Source organism: Streptosporangium sp. NBC_01810 (genome assembly GCF_035917355.1).
Lineage (GTDB): Bacteria > Actinomycetota > Actinomycetes > Streptosporangiales > Streptosporangiaceae > Streptosporangium.
Genome location: NZ_CP109070.1, coordinates 7,327,419 through 7,346,156 on the forward strand (window position 1 = coordinate 7,327,419; position 18,738 = coordinate 7,346,156).

The window sequence follows — 18,738 nt, forward strand, 5'->3', positions numbered from 1 at the left end:
TCAGTCGAAGAACTGCCAGATGCTGAACCTTCGTACGAAGAGTGGGGCGAAGGCCCGGCCGGTCACCCGGATCCGCCTGATACGGGTCTGTTTGTTCATCGTGACCTTCACGCACTTCAGGCAGGCCCCGTGGGGTCCGGGCAAGGCGAAGTAGGAGATGGACGCGCCGCGGTGTGCCAATCCCCTGTCGGAGAGTCCTACCCCGATCTCCCGGTAGAGACGGTTCGACCCCTTCAGGTTGAACGCGGTGGAGCCGATGATCGCGTGGTTCGACGAGGGAGGGCAGTGCACGAATATCCGGACGTGACTGGCCTGCCGGGGCCACGGGGGCAGGACGCGGAGCGACGGGACGTTCTTCAACGCCTTGGGGATGGTGTTTCTGCCCCCTATAGTGGGAATTGACACTGTCTGGTTGGTTTTGGTGGTGACGCTGGTCGTGGCACCGGACGTGGATGTGGCGCTGAGGGTGGGCGTAGTGCTGGGCGTGGTGCTGGCGTTGGGGGTGGCTGTGGCGCTGGGCGTGGTTGTGGTGCCGGGGGTGGGTGCGGGTGCGGGTGCGGGACCCGGCCCGGCCACGCGCGGTGGGTTCTCTCCTGCGAGGAGAGCCCGCATGATCTCCCGGCTCCTGCTCCGGGGCGCGATCCCGCTGTCCGCCCGCCCCGCGGCGAGCGCTGACCCTCAGGCCCGGCGGCGGGGACGGGCCAGGGAGGCCGTCAGGGCGCCCGCCAGGGTAACGGCGAACAGGACGGCGTAGGTCCGCTGGAAGCCGGTCACCAGGTGCTCCACGGCGACGGGGGAGAGGCGCGACAGCGTGCCCGCGTACACCTGCCCGCGAAGCTCGGCACTGACCGAGCCGGTCAGGACGCTGAGTGTGAGGGCGACGCCCAGCACGATCCCGACATTCATGATCATGAGCCGGAAGCCGTTCACCACTCCCAGACTCTCCGCGGGCAGGGCGGCCATGACCTGGGTCGTGTTGCCGGTTATGAAGGTGCCGCTGCCGCAGCCGCACAGGAACAGGCCCACCCCGATGATCCAGTACGGCGTGGCGGGGGCGGTGTTCAGGAGCAGGATGCCCAGCCCGGCCGCGCTCATCAGGGTGCCCCCCACCGAGAGCGCGTACGGCTTGATCCGGCGGCCGAGGGCACCCGCGGCCGGGGAGGCCAGAGCCATGCCGATCGGGACGGGGAGCACGCCCAGGGCCGCGGTGACGGCGTCGATGCCCCTGGCGGCCTGGAAGTAGAGGGCGACCAGCAGGATCAGCGCCGAGCGCGCCAGCGCGTTGCAGAAGGAGGCGAGGTTGGCGAAGGCCAGCATGCGCTCGCCGAACAGGCGCAGGTTGAGCACGGGATACGACGCCCGGCGCTCCACCACGACCAGCACCGGGACCAGCACCACCGCGATCGCCGCACCGACGATCACCACGGGGCCGGACAGACCCTGCGACCCTACCTCGGACAGCGCGATCAGAGCCGCGGAGAGGGCGGCGAACACGATCAGGTTGCCGAGCGCGTCCACCGGCCGGCGGGCCCCCCGTGGAACCCGGCGTAGCGTGAACGCTCCCCAGACAAGGGCGGCCAGCCCGGCCGGCACGTTGATCCAGAAGATCCACTGCCAGCCGGCGGCCTCGGCGATGAGGCCGCCCAGGGTGGGGCCGGCGAGCTGGGCGACCGAGAGGGTGCCGATGTAGACGCCCATGCCCTGGCTGAGCCTGTCCGGAGGGAAGGCGTCGGTGATGATCACGGTTCCGTTGGCAAGGACCATCGCGGCCCCGATCGCCTGCACGGCGCGCATCGCGATCAGGAACCAGATGTCGGGTGAGAGCCCGGCCAGCAGTGATCCGACGGTGAACAGGACGAACCCCGCCAGATAGATCTCCCGTCGGCCGAGCAGATCGGCCACCCGGCCGAAGAACACCAGCGTCGCGGTGTTGACAAGGAGGAAGGCCAGCAGGACCCAGCCGGCCGCGAACGCGTCCGCATGGAAGTGCCTGACCACGGTGGGAAGTGCGACGTTCAGTGTGCTGCCGGAGATGCCGATCATGACCATACCCAGGCTGGTGACCGAGCAGACTCGCCACGCATAGCGGAGTTTGGATAGGTATTCAGGGGATCCAGGCAGGTCTTGGGGGATTGCGACCATGAGTCACAGTCTGACGTACGTTGTACGTCGATCTTGATCCAGATCCGCTTTAGAGCACGTCTGCCCCGTCGGCGCCTCGGGTCAAGCCCCCGGCGTGGGCGACGGCTGGGTGGCGGATCGGCTCCGCCGGAGGAGATCGTCGTGCTCGTTGCCGTCGCCGGGGACCGTGCCTGTCACCTTGCCCCGCGCGGCGAGGGCGTGCCTTCCCGCTCGTGGGCAGGCGCGCCCTCGCGCCGGTCGTCCGGTGTGCCGCCGGCGCGCTCTCAGCGCGCCCGTCTACGCAGGCCCTCCATATCGTGGATGATCACGCGGCGGCGGCCCGTCTCGATCAGCCCACGGTCGCGCAGGGAGCGCAACGCCTTGCTGACCGCCTCGCGGGAGGCTCCGGTCCAGCCGGCCAGCTCGTCCTGGGAGAGCGGCAACATCACCCGGACCCCGCCGTTGGCGGGCTCGCCGTACCGCTCGGCCAGCTCGACCAGCCGGGTGGCCACGCGGCCCGTGGTGTCGAACGCGCCGTACTCGATGCGCTTACGGTCGGAGTCGCGCATCTTGCCGACCACCATCCGCACGAGCAGCACCGCGACTCTCCCGTGGTCCCGCAGGTAACCGGGAAAGTCGTGGACCGTGACTCCTTCGACGGGTTCGAGGGCGGTGATCGTGGCGGACCTGGGCAGCCCGTCGATCGCCGCGAACTCGCCGAGCAACGCCCCGGGGCCTCGTATCGCGAGGACCACCTCGCTGCCACTCGCGGTGTGCGAGGACACCTTGACACGACCGGATGTCAGGACGAGCACCCAGTCGCTCACATCACCCTCGGTGCACATCGTCGCGCCCCTGTCCCAGCGCCGGGAGTGCCCGGCGGCGTACAGGGCCGCTACCTCATCGCTTGTGAGCAACGTGATGAACTCACCCGGTTCGGGGGAGGAAGTCATAACCACCTCGTGGCGATCTCGATCGTGTCCGTACGGCTCCCGAGGCGGGAGGTGCTTCTACGAGAGCCCGGACAGCACGTGGGCATGGACGGGTTGTTCCCTGCCCTTGAGGTTGAGCAGGCCCAGGGAACGGCTCTGGGCCCGGGGGCCGATCAGGTCGAGGGTGCTCTGGCCGATCACGACGCTGCCGGGATCGGCGATCCCCTCAAGTCTTGCGGCCACGTTGACACAGTCGCCCATCGCGTTGAAACCGCGTAGCTCGGGGCTGCCGATGTTTCCGACAAGCGCCTCACCGGTATTGATCCCGATCCTGAAGCGAGGATAGCCGGGCATCCCCGTCGCGATCTCCTCGGCCGCCTCCTGCATCGCCAGGCCCGCCCGCACCGCGGCGAGGGCGTGGTCGGACTGCCGGGCGGGGGCATTGAACAGCGCGAGCAGCGCGTCACCCACGAACTGCACGATCGTGCCGCCGTTGCCGAGCACGATGGGCACGGCCGCGGTGTGGTAACGGTTCAGCATCTCGACGATCTCGCCGGGCGCCACCCGCTCGGAGAAGCTCGTGAATCCCTTCAGGTCGGCGAAGAGCGCGGTCAGCTCCACCAGTTCGCCGCCGAGAGCCGCGGTCTGCGGGTCGGCCAGCAGCGACTGGGCCACGTCCGGCGACATGTACTGCCGGAAGAGGGTCTCCAGCTCGCGGTAGAGACGGACGTTCTCCAGGGAGATGGACAGCTGACCGGCCAGCATGGTGGCGAGCGCCTCGTCCTGCGGGGTCCTGCCGATCGGCACCTCCAGTGCCCCGGCGAGCCTGCCCTGCACGGTCAAGGGGTGGACGACCCTCCCCTCCAGCCGGATCGGCTGGTCGTCGGGGAAGTCCCGCGGACCGTACTCCCTGGAGTTCACGGTGACCCGGCCGTTGTCGACCAGCTTGATCCGGACGTCTCCATACGCCTGCCGCACGCGACCGAGGCTCTGCGCCAGCAGTTCACGCTCCGGCAGGCCCACCCGGGCCTGCCGGCCCGTGTCGACCAGCGCGGCGAGCCTGTCGGTCAGCTCCCGCTCGTTGGCCAGCGCCTCACCCGCCCGGTCGAGCACCGCCACCTGGGACTCGGTGAGCCCGAACTTGCCCGCCAGCCTGTTCGCGATCGGAACCCTGCTCTCCTCCCTGCGCCGCAGGTGGCCGACGAGCTCCTCCAGAGCGGCCTCGTAGTCGGCTCTGATCCTGCGGACCGTCGCCGACAGTGCCACCGAGTCGAACAGTCCGGCACTCGTGCCCTCCCGCCGGAACTGCAGGTAGGCGCTGTAGGCGACGAAGAGGAACGCCGTGGTCAGCAGCACGTGCCAGAGCCACCACGACAGGTGCCAGTTGCGGTGGGACAACCCCGCGACCAGGGACTCGGCGAGCAGCGCGTACGCGGTGACCAGGCTGATCAGCACGACCGCGGGACGGCTGCGGTGCAGCTGGAACATCATCGCGGCCGCCACCACGTACAGGGCCACCCCGATCCACTCCAGGCCGCCCAGGCCGGTGCCCCCGGGAGGCGAGTCGCTCAGCGGGGTCAGGCCCGGCACCAGGCAGGCGATCCCCCACCCGGTGATCAGGGTGGCCAGACCGCCGCGCAGCCACATCTGGTGCCTGAGGACGGTCTCGGCCGCTCGGTCCCTCAGGGGCAGCGCCGATGTGAACGCGAACACCGAGGCGATGAGGAGACCCACCGGGTGGGACAGGTCGAACCCGTAGCTGGGGGTGCCCAGGATGATCCCCGGCGTGGACAGCCCGTGCACCAGGAAGGATCCGGCGCTGCTCAGGAAGACCAGCGAGACCAGGAGCAGGCGTGCGTCCGCCCGTCTGGCCGATGCCTCGCTGATCATGAGGCCCAGGGCCAGGTTGATCCCGGCGACGGTGATGATCAACCAGAAATGACTGGGATTGTCCTGTAGAACGATGTTCAGGTCGGGTTGGGCCAGTAGCAGCCAGAGTCCGAGCATTGGCAGTGCCAGGTGCAACACCCACACCAGGGTGCGGACCGGCTGGGTCGCAGGCGGCAGGTACGGTTCCCGGCCGGAACGGTCTCGGGTGACCGTGTCCGTCGGGTTGATGGTCGGCACGGTGGCCTCCGCGTCTGGAGAACCCGTTGGTTCCCTGTGTTGTTCGTCCACGCCCAGCGGGCAGGTTCCCCCGAACGGTCCGATTATTCCGCACGCGGCCGTTGACGGCAGACATCTGGACATTCGGACATCTGGGCTTCCGAGATTGAAATGTGATGTTTCACCGGTAAACCATTGGAGCGGTTGAATCGTGTACCACTCGTACCTCTCCCATCACGCCAGACTCTGGTGTCGCAGAAGGAAGCCCAGTGGCTATCAAGTTGCCGGGCGGACGCACGCTCGCCGTCATGACCGTTGGTGTACTCGCTGGAACGTTGTTCACCGCGAGCGGCAGTGCCGTAGCCTCGTCGGCGGCCGCGGAGATCCACGCGTGTGTCCACAAGCAGACGCGCTACACCCGCATCGTCAACGCGACGGCCAAGTGCAGGCCCACCGAGATCCGGATCAGGTGGGGCCAGGAGAGCCTCCGCGCCCACTTTCTCCGGTGGCAAGCCGAGCGGCTGGTCCGTCTCCGTCGAGGCGAACTCCGGCTCCGACGACGACGACAGGGACGGCAGGGAAGACGGTAAGACCTCCGGGGGCACCACCAGCGGCCACGGAGGGAGCGGCAAGATCCAGGGCACCGTGTACGTGATCTGCGCGGCCGCCTGATCACCCGACCCGTTCGCGGGAACGCGACGGGCGGGTGACGCGGTGGGGACCCGTCGTCCTCACCGCGTCGCCCCCCGGCACCGACCGTGTGATCCATATAGATCGGTCAGGCCCCGCACCGTCATGTGACGGTGCGGGGCCTGACCCGTAAGCGCACCTCGTACGGGAGACGATCAGCCGAAGATGCCCGGCAGGGTGGAGATGTGGGTCTGGCGGAGCTCGGTGACCGGGATGTCCAGGACACCCTTGACGCTCAGGGAGTCACCGCCGGTGGCGCCCAGGCCGTAGCAGGGCACCTCGTGGGCCGCGCACAGCTCGGCGAAGGCGTCGAACGAATCGGGCCTGACGGTCACCAGCGCGCGTGCCGACGACTCGCTGAACAGCTCGACGAACGCGTCGTCGCCCGTCAGGGAGACCGCGCAGCCGATGCCCTGGGCGAGGCAGGCCTCGGCGAGGGCGATGGCCAGCCCGCCGTCGGACAGGTCGTGGGAGCCGGTCAGCAGCCCCTGCGAGGCGGCCTTGGTCAGGACGAGGGCCAGGTCGCGCTCCGAGGCCAGCCGCACCTTGGGCGGCAGGCCGCCCAGGTGACCGTGGGCCACGTGCGCCCACTCCGAGCCGCCGAACTCCGCCTCGGTCTCGCCGAGCAGCACCACCCTGTCGCCGTCGCCGGTGAAACCGGACCGCACGCGGGTGGACACGTCGTCGATGACGCCGAGCACGCCGACGACCGGCGTCGGGTGAATCGGCACGGATCCCGTCTGGTTGTAGAAGGAGACGTTGCCGCCGGTCACCGGGACGCCGAGGGTCTTGCAGGCGTCGGCCAGGCCACGCACGGCCTCGGCGAACTGCCACATGACCTCGGGGTCCTCCGGCGAGCCGAAGTTGAGGCAGTTGGTCACCGCCAGCGGCGTCGCGCCGGTGGTGGCCACGTTCCGGTACGCCTCGGCGAGGGCGAGCTGGGCTCCCGCGTACGGGTCGAGGCGGGCATAGCGGCCGTTGCCGTCGGTGGCCAGCGCGATTCCCCGCTTGGTCTCCTCGGCGCCGGGCATGGCCTCGCTGATGCGCAGCACGCCCGCGTCGGCGGGCTGGGCCAGCACGGTGTTGCCGCGGACGTAGCGGTCGTACTGGGAGGTGACCCACTCCTTGGACGCCAGGTTCGGCGAGCCGAGGAGCTCCAGCAGCGCCGCGCGCAGGTCGGTGGGGCGGGCGAGGCGCTTGGGGGTGTCGCTGTTCAGCGCGATCTGGCCGGCCGGCTCCTGGAACGGCCGCTCGTAGACCGGGCCCTCGTCGGCCGCGGTGCCCGGCGGGATGTCGACGATGGTCTCGCCGTGCCAGGTCATCACGAGGCGGCCGCCATCGGTGACCTCGCCGATTACGGTCGCGGGAATGTCCCATTTCGCGCAGATCGCCATGAAGGCGTCGATGTCGTCGGGGGTGACGACCGCCATCATGCGCTCCTGCGACTCGCTCATCAGGATCTCCTCGGGCCGCAGCGAAGGATCGCGCAGCGGCACCAGGTCGAGCCTGACGTTCATGCCGCCGGTGCCCTTGGCCGCGAGCTCGGTGGTCGCGCAGGAGACGCCCGCGGCACCGAGGTCCTGGATGCCGACGACCACGTCCGCCTGGTAGAGCTCCAGGCAGCACTCGATCAGCAGCTTCTCCATGAAGGGGTCGCCGACCTGGACGCTGGGACGCTTGGCATGCGACTTGTCCTCGAACGTGGCCGAGGCCAGCACGGACGCGCCACCGATGCCGTCGGGGCCGGTCAGCGCGCCGAACAGGACCACCTTGTTGCCCGGTCCGGGGGCCACCGCGAGCTTGATCTGGTCCTTGCGCAGCAGGCCCACGCAGAGGGCGTTGACCAGCGGGTTGCCGATGTAGCAGGGGTCGAAGACGACCTCGCCGCCGATGTTGGGCAGGCCCAGGCAGTTGCCGTAGTGGCTGATGCCCTCGACCACACCGGGCAGCACCCGCCGGGTGTCGTGGGCGTCGGCGCCGCCGAAGCGGAGCGCGTCCATCACCGCGACCGGCCGGGCGCCCATCGACATGATGTCGCGGACGATGCCGCCGACGCCGGTCGCCGCGCCCTGGTGGGGTTCGACGTAGGACGGGTGGTTGTGCGACTCGATCTTGAAGGTGGCGGCCCAGCCGTCACCGATGTCCACGACCCCGGCGTTCTCCCCCATGCCGACGAGCAGAGCAGCCGAGGAGGGAGCCTTGGTGGCGAACTGGCGCAGGTGCACCTTGGACGACTTGTAGGAGCAGTGCTCGCTCCACATGACGCTGTAGATGGCCAGCTCGGAGCCGGTGGGACGGCGGCCGAGGATCTCGCGGACCCGCTCGTACTCCTCGAGCTTCATGCCCAGCTCGGCGTACGGCTGGCGCTCGTCGGGGGTTTCCCCGGCACGCTTGACGGTGTCAAGATTCACGCGTTCACCAGCTTCTTCAGGATCGAGGAGAAGAAGGCGCGCCCGTCGGTGCTGGGCGCGCCGGTGAGGTCCTCGACGGCGTGCTCGGGGTGCGGCATGAGGCCGACGATGTTGCCGGCCTCGTTGCGGATGCCCGCGATGTCGTTCAGGGAGCCGTTGGGGTTGCCGCCCGTGTAGCGGAAGACCACCTGGCCACCCGCCTCCAGCGCGCCCAGGGTCGCCTCGTCGGCGACGTAGCGGCCCTCCCCGTGCTTGATCGGCAGCACGATCTCCTGGCCCTCGGTGAAGTCGGAGGTCCAGGGGGTGGAGGTGCTCTCGACCCGGATGCCCTGGTCGCGGCAGATGTAGTGCAGTCCGGCGTTGCGCATCAGCGCTCCGGGCAGCAGATGGGCCTCGCAGAGGATCTGGAAGCCGTTGCAGGTGCCCAGCACGGGGAGCCCGGCCCTGGCGGCGGGGATCAGCTCCTCCATCAGCGGCGCGAACCTGGAGATGGCCCCGCAGCGCAGGTAGTCCCCGTAGGAGAACCCGCCTGGCAGGAAGACCGCGTCCACCCCCCTGAGATCGGGATCCGCGTGCCAGAGCGGCACGGCTTCGCCACCCGCCTGGCTTACGGCGCGGGCCGCGTCCTGATCGTCAAGCGTTCCGGGAAAAGTGACGACGCCCACGCGGGCAGCACTCATGGCAGCGTTCCCCTCCACAAACGGGCGCCGCGCCGGCGTCTCTCACATCGGACGTCGGTCTGCGGCGGTGCTTCCAGGCTATCCGCTCCGGGCGAGCGGTCATGCGCGGAGTGCCCGATCACACAACCGGGCGGACGGGAGGGACCTTCCTGTCGTCCGTACGGCCGGTGGAGCCGGATTCTCGCCGGGAACCGGGGCTATACGGCGGCGAGCACCCGGTCGCGGGAGAAGGCGGCGGCGTCGTCCCAGTCCAGATGCTTGCGCAGGTGCACGACGGTGCCCCTGCCGGGCGCGATGTCGAAGGAGATCTCGTCCACCACCGCCTGCATGATGAGCAGGCCCCTGCCGTTCTCGACGTCGGCCGACGGGTAGTGCTCCGGCACTCTGACGAGGCCCTGGCCCCGGTCGATGATGCGAACGTCGCAACGCCCGTGGCCGATGGCGGCCTCGACCTCGTAGCGGTTGGCCGGACCTCCGTGCCGCACGGCATTGGCGCACGCCTCGGTCACCGCGAGCAGGATGTCGGAGACGCAGTCCTCGGTGACGCCGAGTGAGCGCAGGGAGTCACCGAGTGCCCTGCGGACCATCGGGATGCCGATGGCCTGTCGTGGCAGAGCCAGCGAGAACTCCATGTCCACCGGTTTCCTCCCGGGGTCAGACGTCACCTCGTGAAGGCTTCCCTGCAGAATCCGGGCTAACCGCAAAATAACCGTAATGTTATTGACTAGTGGTCAAGCCGTGGGATTGCTCCACCCATATGGCCGGATATAGGCGGATCTGGGGGGTTGATCTGCGGGGAGTGACGGCCTAGGACTCGACGGTGACGGTGTACTCCTCGATCACCGTGTTGGCGAGCAGGGTTTCGGCCATTTTCCGGACGTCCGAAAGTGCCGCCTCATCGGCGGGCCCTTCGATCTCCACCTCGAACCGCTTGCCCTGCCGTACCGCTGAGACACCTACGAGGCCGAGCCGAGGCAGCGCGCGGGCGATCGCCTGCCCCTGCGCGTCGAGAATCTCGGGCTTCAGCATGACGTCGACGATGACGCGCGCCACGGCGTTCCTCCTGGTTGCGACGGGGACGGTTCGGCGCCTCAAGAGTAACGGGCTCCGGCCGCGCTCAGGCGCGGGGGCCGGACCCGCGCCACGCGGACGAAATGGGCGGGTGAAAGGGAACGCGCGGGGAACGGGGAGCATATGGACGCCGAGGCAGGTCTTGCGCACACGTATATGACCTCTGCCACGATGGCCACAAGCGCGTACGAACCACCATCAGACGGGTCGAACGCGTCGCGAATCGGCCGGACAGCGGTGGCGAACCCATCCCAGACGGCCCCTAGCACACAGGAGTGGCACGTGACAGCCGACGCCTCTCGTGGTGCGGAAGCACCCCCGGAGCTCATTCAACTGCTGACCCCGGAAGGAGAACGGGTCGAGCACCCCGACTATGACATCGACCTGACCCCGGAGGAGGTCCGCGGCCTCTACCGGGACCTGACCCTGGTCCGCCGCGTCGACCTGGAGGCCGTGGCCCTGCAACGCCAGGGCGAACTGGGCCTGTGGGCATCGCTACTCGGGCAGGAGGCCGCGCAGATCGGCTCCGGCCGGGCGCTGACCGAGGCCGACATGGCATTCCCGACCTACCGCGAGCACGGGGTGGCCTGGTGCAGGGGCGTTGACCCGATCAATCTGCTCGGCCTGTTCCGCGGCGTCAACCACGGTGGCTGGGACCCCGCTGAGCACAACTTCCACCTCTACACCATCGTGATCGGCAGCCAGACCCTGCACGCGGTCGGCTACGCCATGGGCATCCAGCGCGACGGCGCCGAGGCCGCCTCGATCGTTTACTTCGGTGACGGCGCCACCTCCCAGGGCGATGTGAACGAGGCGTTCATCTGGGCGTCCGTGTTCAACGCGCCGGTGGTGTTCTTCTGCCAGAACAACCAGTGGGCCATCTCCGAGCCGCTGGAGAAGCAGACGCGCATCCCCCTGTACCGCAGGGCCAGCGGGTTCGGGTTCCCCGGTGTCCGGGTCGACGGCAACGACGTCTTCGCCTGCCTGGCCGTCACCCGCAAGGCGCTGGCCGAGGCCAGGTCGGGGCAGGGACCCATGCTGATCGAGGCGTTCACCTACCGGATGGGTGCCCACACCACCTCCGACGACCCGACCCGCTACCGGGTGGCCGCCGAGCTGGAGGCGTGGAAGCTCAAGGACCCGATCGAGCGGGTCAGGGCCTACATGTTCAAGAACCAGATCGCCGACCAGGAGTTCTTCGACGCGATCGACGCGGAGGCCGACGAGCTGGGACGGGACGTCCGCAAGCGCTGCCTGGAGTTGCCCGATCCCGAACCGCTGGCCATCTTCGACCATGTCTACGCAGAACAGCACTCCCTGATGGACGCCGAGCGCGCAGAGTTCGCCACCTATCTGGAGGGCTTCGAGGCATGACCATTCTCACGCTGGCCAAGGCGCTCAACGAGGGTATGCGTAAGGCCATGGAGGACGATTCCAAGGTCCTCGTCATGGGTGAGGACGTGGGCAAGCTCGGCGGGGTGTTCCGGGTGACAGACGGCCTGCAGAAGGACTTCGGCGAGCAGCGGGTCATCGACACCCCGCTGGCCGAGTCGGGCATCATCGGGACGGCCATCGGTCTCGCGCTCCGGGGCTATCGCCCGGTCTGCGAGATCCAGTTCGACGGGTTCGTCTTTCCCGCGGCCGACCAGATCATCACGCAGCTCGCCAAGATGCCGCTGCGCTCGCTGGGCAAGCTGAGACTGCCGGTGGTCGTCCGGATTCCCTGCGGCGGCGGCATCGGCGCGGTGGAGCACCACAGTGAGTCGCCCGAGGCGTACTTCACACACACCGCGGGCCTGCGCGTCGTGGCCTGCTCCAACCCGGCCGACGCCTACACCATGATCCAGCAGGCGATCCGCTGCGAGGACCCCGTCATCTTCTTCGAGCCCAAGCGGCGCTACTGGGAGAAGGCCGAGGTGGATGTCGACTCCTCCGGCTGGATCCCCTTCGACGAGGCCAAGGTGGTGCGGCAGGGCACGGACGTCACCCTGCTCGCGTACGGGCCGATGGTGAAGACCTGCCTGGAGGCCGCGAAGGCGGCCGAGGACGACGGCCGGTCCCTGGAGGTCGTGGACCTGCGCTCGCTCAATCCGCTCGACGTTTCGAAGATCACGGAGTCGGTGCGCAGGACCGGGCGCTGCATTGTGGTGCACGAGGCGCCCGTCTACAACGGTTTCGGCGCGGAGATCGCCGCCCGCGTCACCGAGGAGTGCTTCTACAACCTGCAGTCCCCGGTCCTGAGGGTCGGAGGGCCCTCCACCCCTTACCCGCCCTCGCGGCTTGAGGACCACTACCTGCCCGACCTGGACAGGGTCCTGCACGCCGTCGACCGCGCGTTCGCGTTCTAGAGGAGGGGCTGGGTATGAAAGAGTTCAGACTCCCCGACGTGGGAGAGGGACTGACCGAGGCGGAGATCGTCCGCTGGCACGTGAAGGTCGGAGACCCGGTCAAGGTCAATCAGACCATCGTGGAGATCGAGACCGCCAAGGCGGTCGTCGAGTTGCCCTGCCCGTTCGAGGGCGTCGTGGCGGCCCTGATGGCGGACGAGGGCGAGACCGTGGACGTCGGCAGGCCGATCATCTCGGTGGACGACGGCACCGGTCCCGGGGCTCCCGAGGCCCCCGTTCCCGTCGTGGAACGGGCCGAGGTACCGGCCGACGACATGGTGCCCGCACCACCGGCCGAGACGCGACAGCCGGTGCTGGTGGGCTACGGCGTCAAGCCGGGCGCGGCCAAGCGCCGCCCCCGCAAGCCGTCGTCGTCCGGCGCCTCTCCCGTCGGCGGCTCCTCCGGTACGCTTCCCGCGGGCGCTTCCTTCACCGGTACGCCTGCCGGGGCGCGGTCGCCCGAGGTGGTGCCGTCCGGCCTGAAGGGGGCCGGCACCGGCCCGGTCTCACCACCGGAGAGTGTCGCGGTCCTGGCGAAGCCTCCGGTGCGGAAGCTCGCCAGGGACCTGGGCGTCGACCTGACCGCCCTCACCGGGACCGGCCCGCACGGCTCGATCACCAGGGACGACGTCCAGACCGCACTCGGTGCCGCGCCGGCCGGGGCGCAGGCGCCGGCCGTGACGCGGGAGGGGGAGGACGAGGAGCGGATCCCGGTCAGGGGGGTGCGCAAGGCGACCGCGCAGGCCATGGTGGCCTCCGCGTTCACGGCGCCGCACGTGACGGAGTTCCTCCAGGTGGACATGACGGCGACCATGGACGCGGTCCGGCGCCTCCGGGACCTGCCCGACTTCGCCGAGGTCAAGGTCTCGCCGCTGCTCCTGGTCGCCAAGGCCGTGCTCGTCGCCGCCCGCCGTCATCCGATGATCAATTCTGCCTGGGACGAGGCCCGTCAGGAGATCGTGGTCAAGCACCGCGTCAATCTGGGCATCGCCGCGGCCACCCCGCGCGGCCTGCTCGTGCCCAACGTCAAGGACGCACACCTCCTGCCGCTACCCGGCCTGGCCGGCGCCCTCGGTGCCCTCGCCGAGACCGCCAGAGCGGGCCGCACCCAGCCCGCGGACATGGCCGGGGGCACGATCACGATCACCAACGTGGGTGTCTTCGGGGTGGACGCGGGCACCCCGATCCTCAACCCCGGCGAGTCGGCGATCCTGGCCTTCGGCCAGGTCAGGGATATGCCGTGGGTGGTGGACGGGCAGGTCGTGCCGCGTAAGGTCTGCACGCTCGCGATCTCGTTCGACCACCGGGTCGTGGACGGGGAGGTCGGCTCGCTGTTCCTGCGTGACGTCGGCGCCATGCTTGAGGACCCTCTCCGCATGCTCGCCTGGGGGTGACCCGGTGATTCCTCCGCCTCCCGAGGGGACTTTCCCCGGGAGGCGGAGACAGGCGACGGCCAAGCCCGGACCGTTCGAATACAGGCCCCCAACGGGGAGGCGATTCACCTGCCGGGCAAACCCGGCAGTCCCCTCACCAAACATGACGGCCGAGCCGGTCAATTGGTGTGGACGGGAAAAGGGCGAGGGGTCCGGGGGCTTCCTCCCGGCCGCCGGGACGCCGTGCCGGGCCGCCATCCCGGCGATAATCGGAAACCTCTTTTTGTCCCTTGTGGACCAGGGTTTATGGTGCGTATCCCCAGCTCGGGCGGGAGGGCGGGGCGCCGCGTGGAACTTTTGTCAGGCTTTACTCTCGATACGTTTTATGGCTTTTCTGAATGGCTTGTTAAAACATCTTTAATGTGCATCGATATGGGCGGTTTGTCTGGGTATAAGTGCTAGTGTCGCGGTTGGTAAGTGCGACAAGCTCAGCACGAAGGGGGAAGCCATGACTTTCAAGCAGCTCTTCCCGTCTAGCCGGTACGTGACCTGGGGTGGATGCTGCTGTCGGCGCCGCCGCCGCTGCGGATGCGGGTGTGGTGGCGGCGGCGGGTGGTGGTGGTAGCCAGATCCGGTGCTAGCGAAAACAAATGAGAGCCGGCGGGTGACCCGCCGGCTCTCATTCTCAGAGTCGCTCTCGCCCAACGGGGCGAGAGCCGCGGTGCGTCGCCCTCCCCCGGCGCCGACGGTCTCCATCCGCAGGACCTTCCGGGAGTTCTGGCCGTACACCCGCGGTATTCGCAGGCTGCTCGTGGCCGGTGGCGTGCTCGCCATCGTCGCGGCCGTCTGCGAGGTCGCCGCGATCGGCCTGTTCGGCTTCATCACGGACGAGGTGCTCAGCAAGCAGAACCTGGGGGCCTTCTGGCTTCCCGCGGCCGCCTGGCTTGGTCTCGCGGCCGTCGCGGGGCTGGTCTCCTTCGCGGGGTCCTACCTCACGGCCCTGGGCGGTGAGCGCTTCCTGCTGCGGTTGCGAGACAGGGTGTTCGACCACATCCAGACGCTCACGCCCGACTTCTTCGACAACCGCCGGCTGGGTGACCTGATGGCCAGGCTCACCGACGACATCGAGGCCATCGAGGAACTCGTCGGTTCGGGCCTGGTCAAGCTCTTCACCACACTCGCCAGCGTCGTCTTCTTCGCCGGTGCCGCCCTCTACATCCGGTGGGACCTGGCGTTGCTGACGTTCCTGCTGGCCCCGGCGTTCCTGCTGGTCTCCAAGGTCTTCGCGGGCAGGTTCAGGACCGTGTCGGCGCGTGAGCGGCTCAGCAACGGGATCATGAACAGCGTCATCGAGGAGAGCCTGTCCAACCAGTCGCTCGTCCAGTCCTACAACCGCCAGGGCACCGAGGCGGAGCGACTGCACACGGAGGGGAGCACCTGGCTGCGGGCCAATGTGGCTCAGGCGTGGCTCTCCTCCCTGTACGGGCCCGTCGTGCAGGTGATCGAGACCATCTGCCTGATCGCCATCCTCGGATTCGGCGCCTGGGAGATCTCCTCAGGACGTCTCACCATCGGCGGACTGCTCGCCTTCGCCGCCTACCTCGCCTACCTCTACCCGGCGGTGCAGAGTCTGGGGCAGATCGCCCTCACCGTCTCCGAGGCGGCGGCGGGCTCCGATCGGGTCATCGAGATCCTGCGGGCCCGGCCGACCGTCACCGACCGCGACGCCCCCGTCCACCTGGGACGCGGCCATGGCCGCATCGAGTTCCAGGAGGTCGGCTTCACCTATCCGAACAGGAGGAGGCCGACGTTGCGGGACCTGTCCTTCGTCGTCGAGCCGGGGGAGCTGGTCGTGTGCACCGGACCGAGCGGCGTGGGCAAGTCCACGCTCGCGAAGCTCCTGCTCCGCTTCTACGACCCCACCACCGGGCGCATCCTGCTCGACGGAACCGACATCCGGGACCTGTCGCGCGAGTCGCTCCGTGACAACATCACCATCCTGCAGCAGGAGAACCTGCTCTTCTCCGGGACCGTGCGCGACAACATCGCCTACGGTCGCCCCGGTGCGGACCTGGACGACATCATCCGAGCCGCCGTCATGGCGGACGTCCACGACTTCGTCAACACGCTTCCCCACCGGTACGACACGCCGATCGGGCAGCGTGGGCGGCTGATGTCGGGCGGGCAACGCCAGCGGATCGCCATCGCCAGGGCCATCCTGCGCGACGCCCCGGTGCTCGTCCTCGACGAGCCGATGACGGGGCTTGACACGCTCACCGCGGAACGGATCATGGAACCGCTCAAGCGGCTCATGGCCGGCCGCACGACCATCCTGATCACCCACGACCTCCGTTTCATCCCCGAGGCGGCCCAGAAGATCGTGATCGAAGCCGTGCCGCGGCGCTCCGGCCAGATAAGGATCAAATTCGCCGGGTGCCGCCGCTCCGTACCGCGCCCGGTGTGAGAGCGGATCACTCCTTGACGGCGATCACGCCCCGGACGGGCCGCGACACCCGCCCGGGCTCGCCGTCACCCGTCTCCGCCCCGTCCGCGGGGTCGTTGCCGGTTCCTGTGGCGCCTGGCCGTACGCTGGCCGGGAACCCAAACGAAGGGAAGATCATGTTCCGGCATGTCGTGCTGTTCACCTGGGCACAAGAGGCCACCGACGAGCAGAGGGCCAGGGTCGCGACGGAGCTCGGCAAGCTGCCCGGAGCCATCACGGAGATCCGCTCCTACACTCTTGGCGCGGACGCGGGCGTGAACGCCGGCAACCACCACTTCGCGGTCGTCGCGGACTTCGACAGCGTCGACGACTACCTGGTCTATCGTGACCACCCGCTGCACCAGGCCGTGATCACCGAGCACATCAAGCCGATCGTGGCCTCGCGGGCGGCGATCCAGTTCGAGGTCTAGAAGTGCACTGAAAATCTTGCGTTCTGGTCCCGCCTCGGATGATTCGGGGCCAGACTCGTTGCGTGCAGGGTGAATGGGCTGGAGAACCGGTAGGGCCGGATGTGTGGCAGACCTGCCGGGAGCTGATCCCAGCCGGGAGCGTTTTCGCGTTCCTGGCCGAACATCGGCAGACGCTGTTCCCAGCAGACATGTTCACGGACATGTATCCCTCGGCGAACGGGCGGCCGAGCATGCCGCCGCAGGTGCTCGCCACAGTGATCGTCCTGCAGAGCCTGCACGGGCTGTCGGACTTCGAGACGGTTCAGGAACTGCGTTGTGACCTGAGGTGGAAGGCCGCCTGCGGCCTGGGTCTGTACGACACCGCGTTCGACCCGTCGCTGTTGACCTACTTCCGACGGCGCCTGCAGCGCTCGGCCGATCCGAACCGGCTGTTCACCAAGGTCAGGGAAGTCGTCGCGGCCACCGGCGTCCTCAAAGGCAGGCAGCGCCGGGCGTTGGACTCCACCGTGCTGGACGACGCGGTCGCCACCCAGGACACCGTCACCCAGCTCATCGCCGCGATCCGCCGGGTCATCCGCGACGTCCCCGGCGCCGAGCCGGTCGCCGCCCAGTGGTGCACCGCCCACGACTACACCGACCCCGGCAAGCCGAAGATCGCCTGGAACGACCAGCAGGCGCGGGACACACTGGTCGACGCCCTGGTCACCGACGCCCTTAATCTCATCGCTCACGTGCCCGGCCAACCGCTCGGCGAGACGGCGGCAGGCGCCCTCGGACTGCTGGCACTGGTCGCAGGACAAGACGTCGAGCCCGCCGACGGCTCCGACGGCCGATGGCGGATCGCCCGGCGCACCGCCCACGACCGCATCGTGTCCACGGTCGACCCCGAGGCCCGCCACATCCACAAGAACCGCACCCGCCACCAGGACGGCTTTCGCGCACATGCCGCGTTCGAGCCCGAGGCGGGGCTGTTCACCGAGGTCGCCCTCACCGCGGGCAGCGGCGCGGACAACCACGAGGCCGCCGTCGCCCGAAGCCTCCTCGCCGGCGACGACGATGCCCTGACGGTACTGGGCGACACCGCCTACGGCACCGGCGACCTGCGACAGACCCTCCAAGCCGACGGCCACACCCTGGTGATCAAGCCGCCGCCGCTACGCCAAGCCGTCCCCGGCGGCTTCACCACCGACGATTTCCAGGTCGACACCCAAACCGGCCGCGTCACCTGCCCGGCAGGCCACACCAAAACCCTCGGCCGCCCGCTGGCAGGTGGTAACCGCCAGGCCCAGTTCAAGATCCTGTGCCGCACCTGCCCACTGCGCGAACGCTGCACCACGTCCAAGACCGGACGCACCTTCAACGTCCACCCCCACTATGACCTCCTCAAAACCGCCCGGCAGCAGGCCGCCACCAGTCAGCGATGGCAGCAGGAGTACCGCCGCTGGCGACCACCCGTCGAACGCGCCATCGCCTGGCTGGTCGCCAAAGGCAACCGTCGCGTTCCCTACCGCGGCGTCCTCAAGAACAACATCTGGCTCCACAACCGCGCTGCCGCACTCAACCTCCGCCGCCTCATCAACCTCGGACTCACCCACACAGGCGGCGCCTGGGCACTGAACCCCGCCACTGCATAAGCCGCCGGGGCGCCTGCTCCGCGCCGATATCCACTCAAACCAAGATCTTCAGTGCACTTCTAGGCCCTGTGCCCGCTGAATCCTCCGCCCACCGCGGCCAGGGGGTGCCTCGCCGCGCTGTCGCCGGTCACAGTGGCGTGCCGCGGCGGCACCGGCTGACCGATCCTCGCCACGGCAAGATCCGCAAGGTGGCGCCTAGCTCTCCGGCGGGTGGTTCTCGCGGTGCATCAGGCGGTCCTCGGACGTGTTCCCGCGCCTGGGGGCCAGCACAATGCTCAGCACGACTCCGACGGCACCGACGATCATGAAGATCAGGCCGATCACGTCGATGTGCACGGCCTCGCCGAGGACGGTGGGGTCGATGGCGAAGCGGAGGATGGCGCCAAGCGTGAGAAAGAAGATGCTGACCCCGACACCCAT

At 68.9% G+C, this 18,738-nt stretch carries 16 protein-coding genes; 7 read left to right on the forward strand and 9 right to left on the reverse strand.

Annotation, left to right across the window (positions count from 1 at the left end; translation table 11 throughout):
* The 4 genes from OIE13_RS33170 to OIE13_RS33185 all read right to left on the reverse strand — a co-directional run bounded on the left by OIE13_RS33170 (position 1) and on the right by OIE13_RS33185 (position 5,180).
* On the reverse strand, positions 1-612 hold the full coding sequence (locus OIE13_RS33170) for a hypothetical protein (RefSeq protein WP_326645615.1): 612 nt from the start codon (positions 610-612) through the stop codon (positions 1-3).
* Positions 613-678: 66 nt separating this feature from the next.
* Positions 679-2,142 carry an MFS transporter gene (locus OIE13_RS33175; protein ID WP_326645613.1) on the reverse strand — a complete coding sequence of 488 codons (1,464 nt, stop codon included), beginning with the start codon at positions 2,140-2,142 and terminating at the stop codon, positions 679-681.
* A gap of 263 nt (positions 2,143-2,405) precedes the next feature.
* Positions 2,406-3,074: a Crp/Fnr family transcriptional regulator gene (locus tag OIE13_RS33180; RefSeq protein ID WP_326645611.1), complete on the reverse strand. Its 669-nt coding sequence runs from the start codon at positions 3,072-3,074 to the stop codon at positions 2,406-2,408.
* 57 nt (positions 3,075-3,131) lie between these two features.
* Complete coding sequence (locus OIE13_RS33185) at positions 3,132-5,180, reverse strand: adenylate/guanylate cyclase domain-containing protein (RefSeq protein WP_326645609.1); 2,049 nt, start codon at positions 5,178-5,180, stop codon at positions 3,132-3,134.
* Positions 5,181-5,428: 248 nt separating this feature from the next.
* On the opposite strand from OIE13_RS33185, the gene OIE13_RS33190 reads away from it, so the two are divergent.
* Positions 5,429-5,749: a hypothetical protein gene (locus OIE13_RS33190; protein ID WP_326645607.1), complete on the forward strand. Its 321-nt coding sequence runs from the start codon at positions 5,429-5,431 to the stop codon at positions 5,747-5,749.
* 255 nt (positions 5,750-6,004) lie between these two features.
* On the opposite strand, the gene purL is transcribed toward OIE13_RS33190, so the two are convergent.
* The 4 genes from purL to purS all read right to left on the reverse strand — a co-directional run bounded on the left by purL (position 6,005) and on the right by purS (position 9,993).
* Positions 6,005-8,260 (reverse strand): phosphoribosylformylglycinamidine synthase subunit PurL, encoded by a 2,256-nt coding sequence (purL, locus tag OIE13_RS33195; RefSeq protein ID WP_326645605.1) that lies wholly within the window; start codon positions 8,258-8,260, stop codon positions 6,005-6,007.
* On the reverse strand, positions 8,257-8,940 hold the full coding sequence (gene purQ / locus OIE13_RS33200; RefSeq protein ID WP_326645603.1) for a phosphoribosylformylglycinamidine synthase subunit PurQ: 684 nt from the start codon (positions 8,938-8,940) through the stop codon (positions 8,257-8,259). The genes purL and purQ overlap by 4 nt, the downstream gene beginning before the upstream one ends.
* Before the next feature lie 197 nt (positions 8,941-9,137).
* The gene (locus OIE13_RS33205; protein ID WP_326829196.1) at positions 9,138-9,605 is read right to left on the reverse strand and encodes an ATP-binding protein; all 468 of its coding nucleotides are present in this window, start codon (positions 9,603-9,605) and stop codon (positions 9,138-9,140) included.
* Between the two features lie 142 nt (positions 9,606-9,747).
* Positions 9,748-9,993, reverse strand: coding sequence for a phosphoribosylformylglycinamidine synthase subunit PurS (gene purS / locus OIE13_RS33210; RefSeq protein WP_326645599.1), 246 nt, complete (start codon positions 9,991-9,993; stop codon positions 9,748-9,750).
* Positions 9,994-10,293: 300 nt separating this feature from the next.
* Between purS and pdhA the strand changes: the two genes are divergently transcribed.
* The 6 genes from pdhA to OIE13_RS33240 all read left to right on the forward strand — a co-directional run bounded on the left by pdhA (position 10,294) and on the right by OIE13_RS33240 (position 18,318).
* Positions 10,294-11,385 (forward strand): pyruvate dehydrogenase (acetyl-transferring) E1 component subunit alpha, encoded by a 1,092-nt coding sequence (gene pdhA, locus OIE13_RS33215; RefSeq protein WP_326645597.1) that lies wholly within the window; start codon positions 10,294-10,296, stop codon positions 11,383-11,385.
* Positions 11,382-12,359: an alpha-ketoacid dehydrogenase subunit beta gene (locus tag OIE13_RS33220; RefSeq protein WP_326645595.1), complete on the forward strand. Its 978-nt coding sequence runs from the start codon at positions 11,382-11,384 to the stop codon at positions 12,357-12,359. Before pdhA ends, OIE13_RS33220 begins: the two co-directional genes overlap by 4 nt.
* Positions 12,360-12,373: 14 nt before the next feature.
* Positions 12,374-13,792 (forward strand): dihydrolipoamide acetyltransferase family protein, encoded by a 1,419-nt coding sequence (locus OIE13_RS33225; protein WP_326645593.1) that lies wholly within the window; start codon positions 12,374-12,376, stop codon positions 13,790-13,792.
* A gap of 700 nt (positions 13,793-14,492) precedes the next feature.
* A complete protein-coding gene (locus OIE13_RS33230) occupies positions 14,493-16,235 on the forward strand; it encodes an ABC transporter ATP-binding protein (RefSeq protein ID WP_326645591.1) in 1,743 nt (580 codons plus the stop codon).
* A 155-nt stretch (positions 16,236-16,390) separates the two neighbouring features.
* Positions 16,391-16,684, forward strand: a complete 294-nt coding sequence (locus tag OIE13_RS33235) for a Dabb family protein (protein ID WP_326645589.1) — start codon at positions 16,391-16,393, stop codon at positions 16,682-16,684.
* 62 nt (positions 16,685-16,746) lie between these two features.
* Entirely contained in the window at positions 16,747-18,318 is a 1,572-nt protein-coding gene (locus OIE13_RS33240; RefSeq protein ID WP_326639485.1) for an IS1182 family transposase, read from the forward strand.
* 195 nt (positions 18,319-18,513) lie between these two features.
* Here the strand turns inward: OIE13_RS33240 and OIE13_RS33245 are convergent, their stop codons facing one another.
* Positions 18,514-18,738, reverse strand: a complete 225-nt coding sequence (locus tag OIE13_RS33245; protein WP_326645588.1) for a DUF6458 family protein — start codon at positions 18,736-18,738, stop codon at positions 18,514-18,516.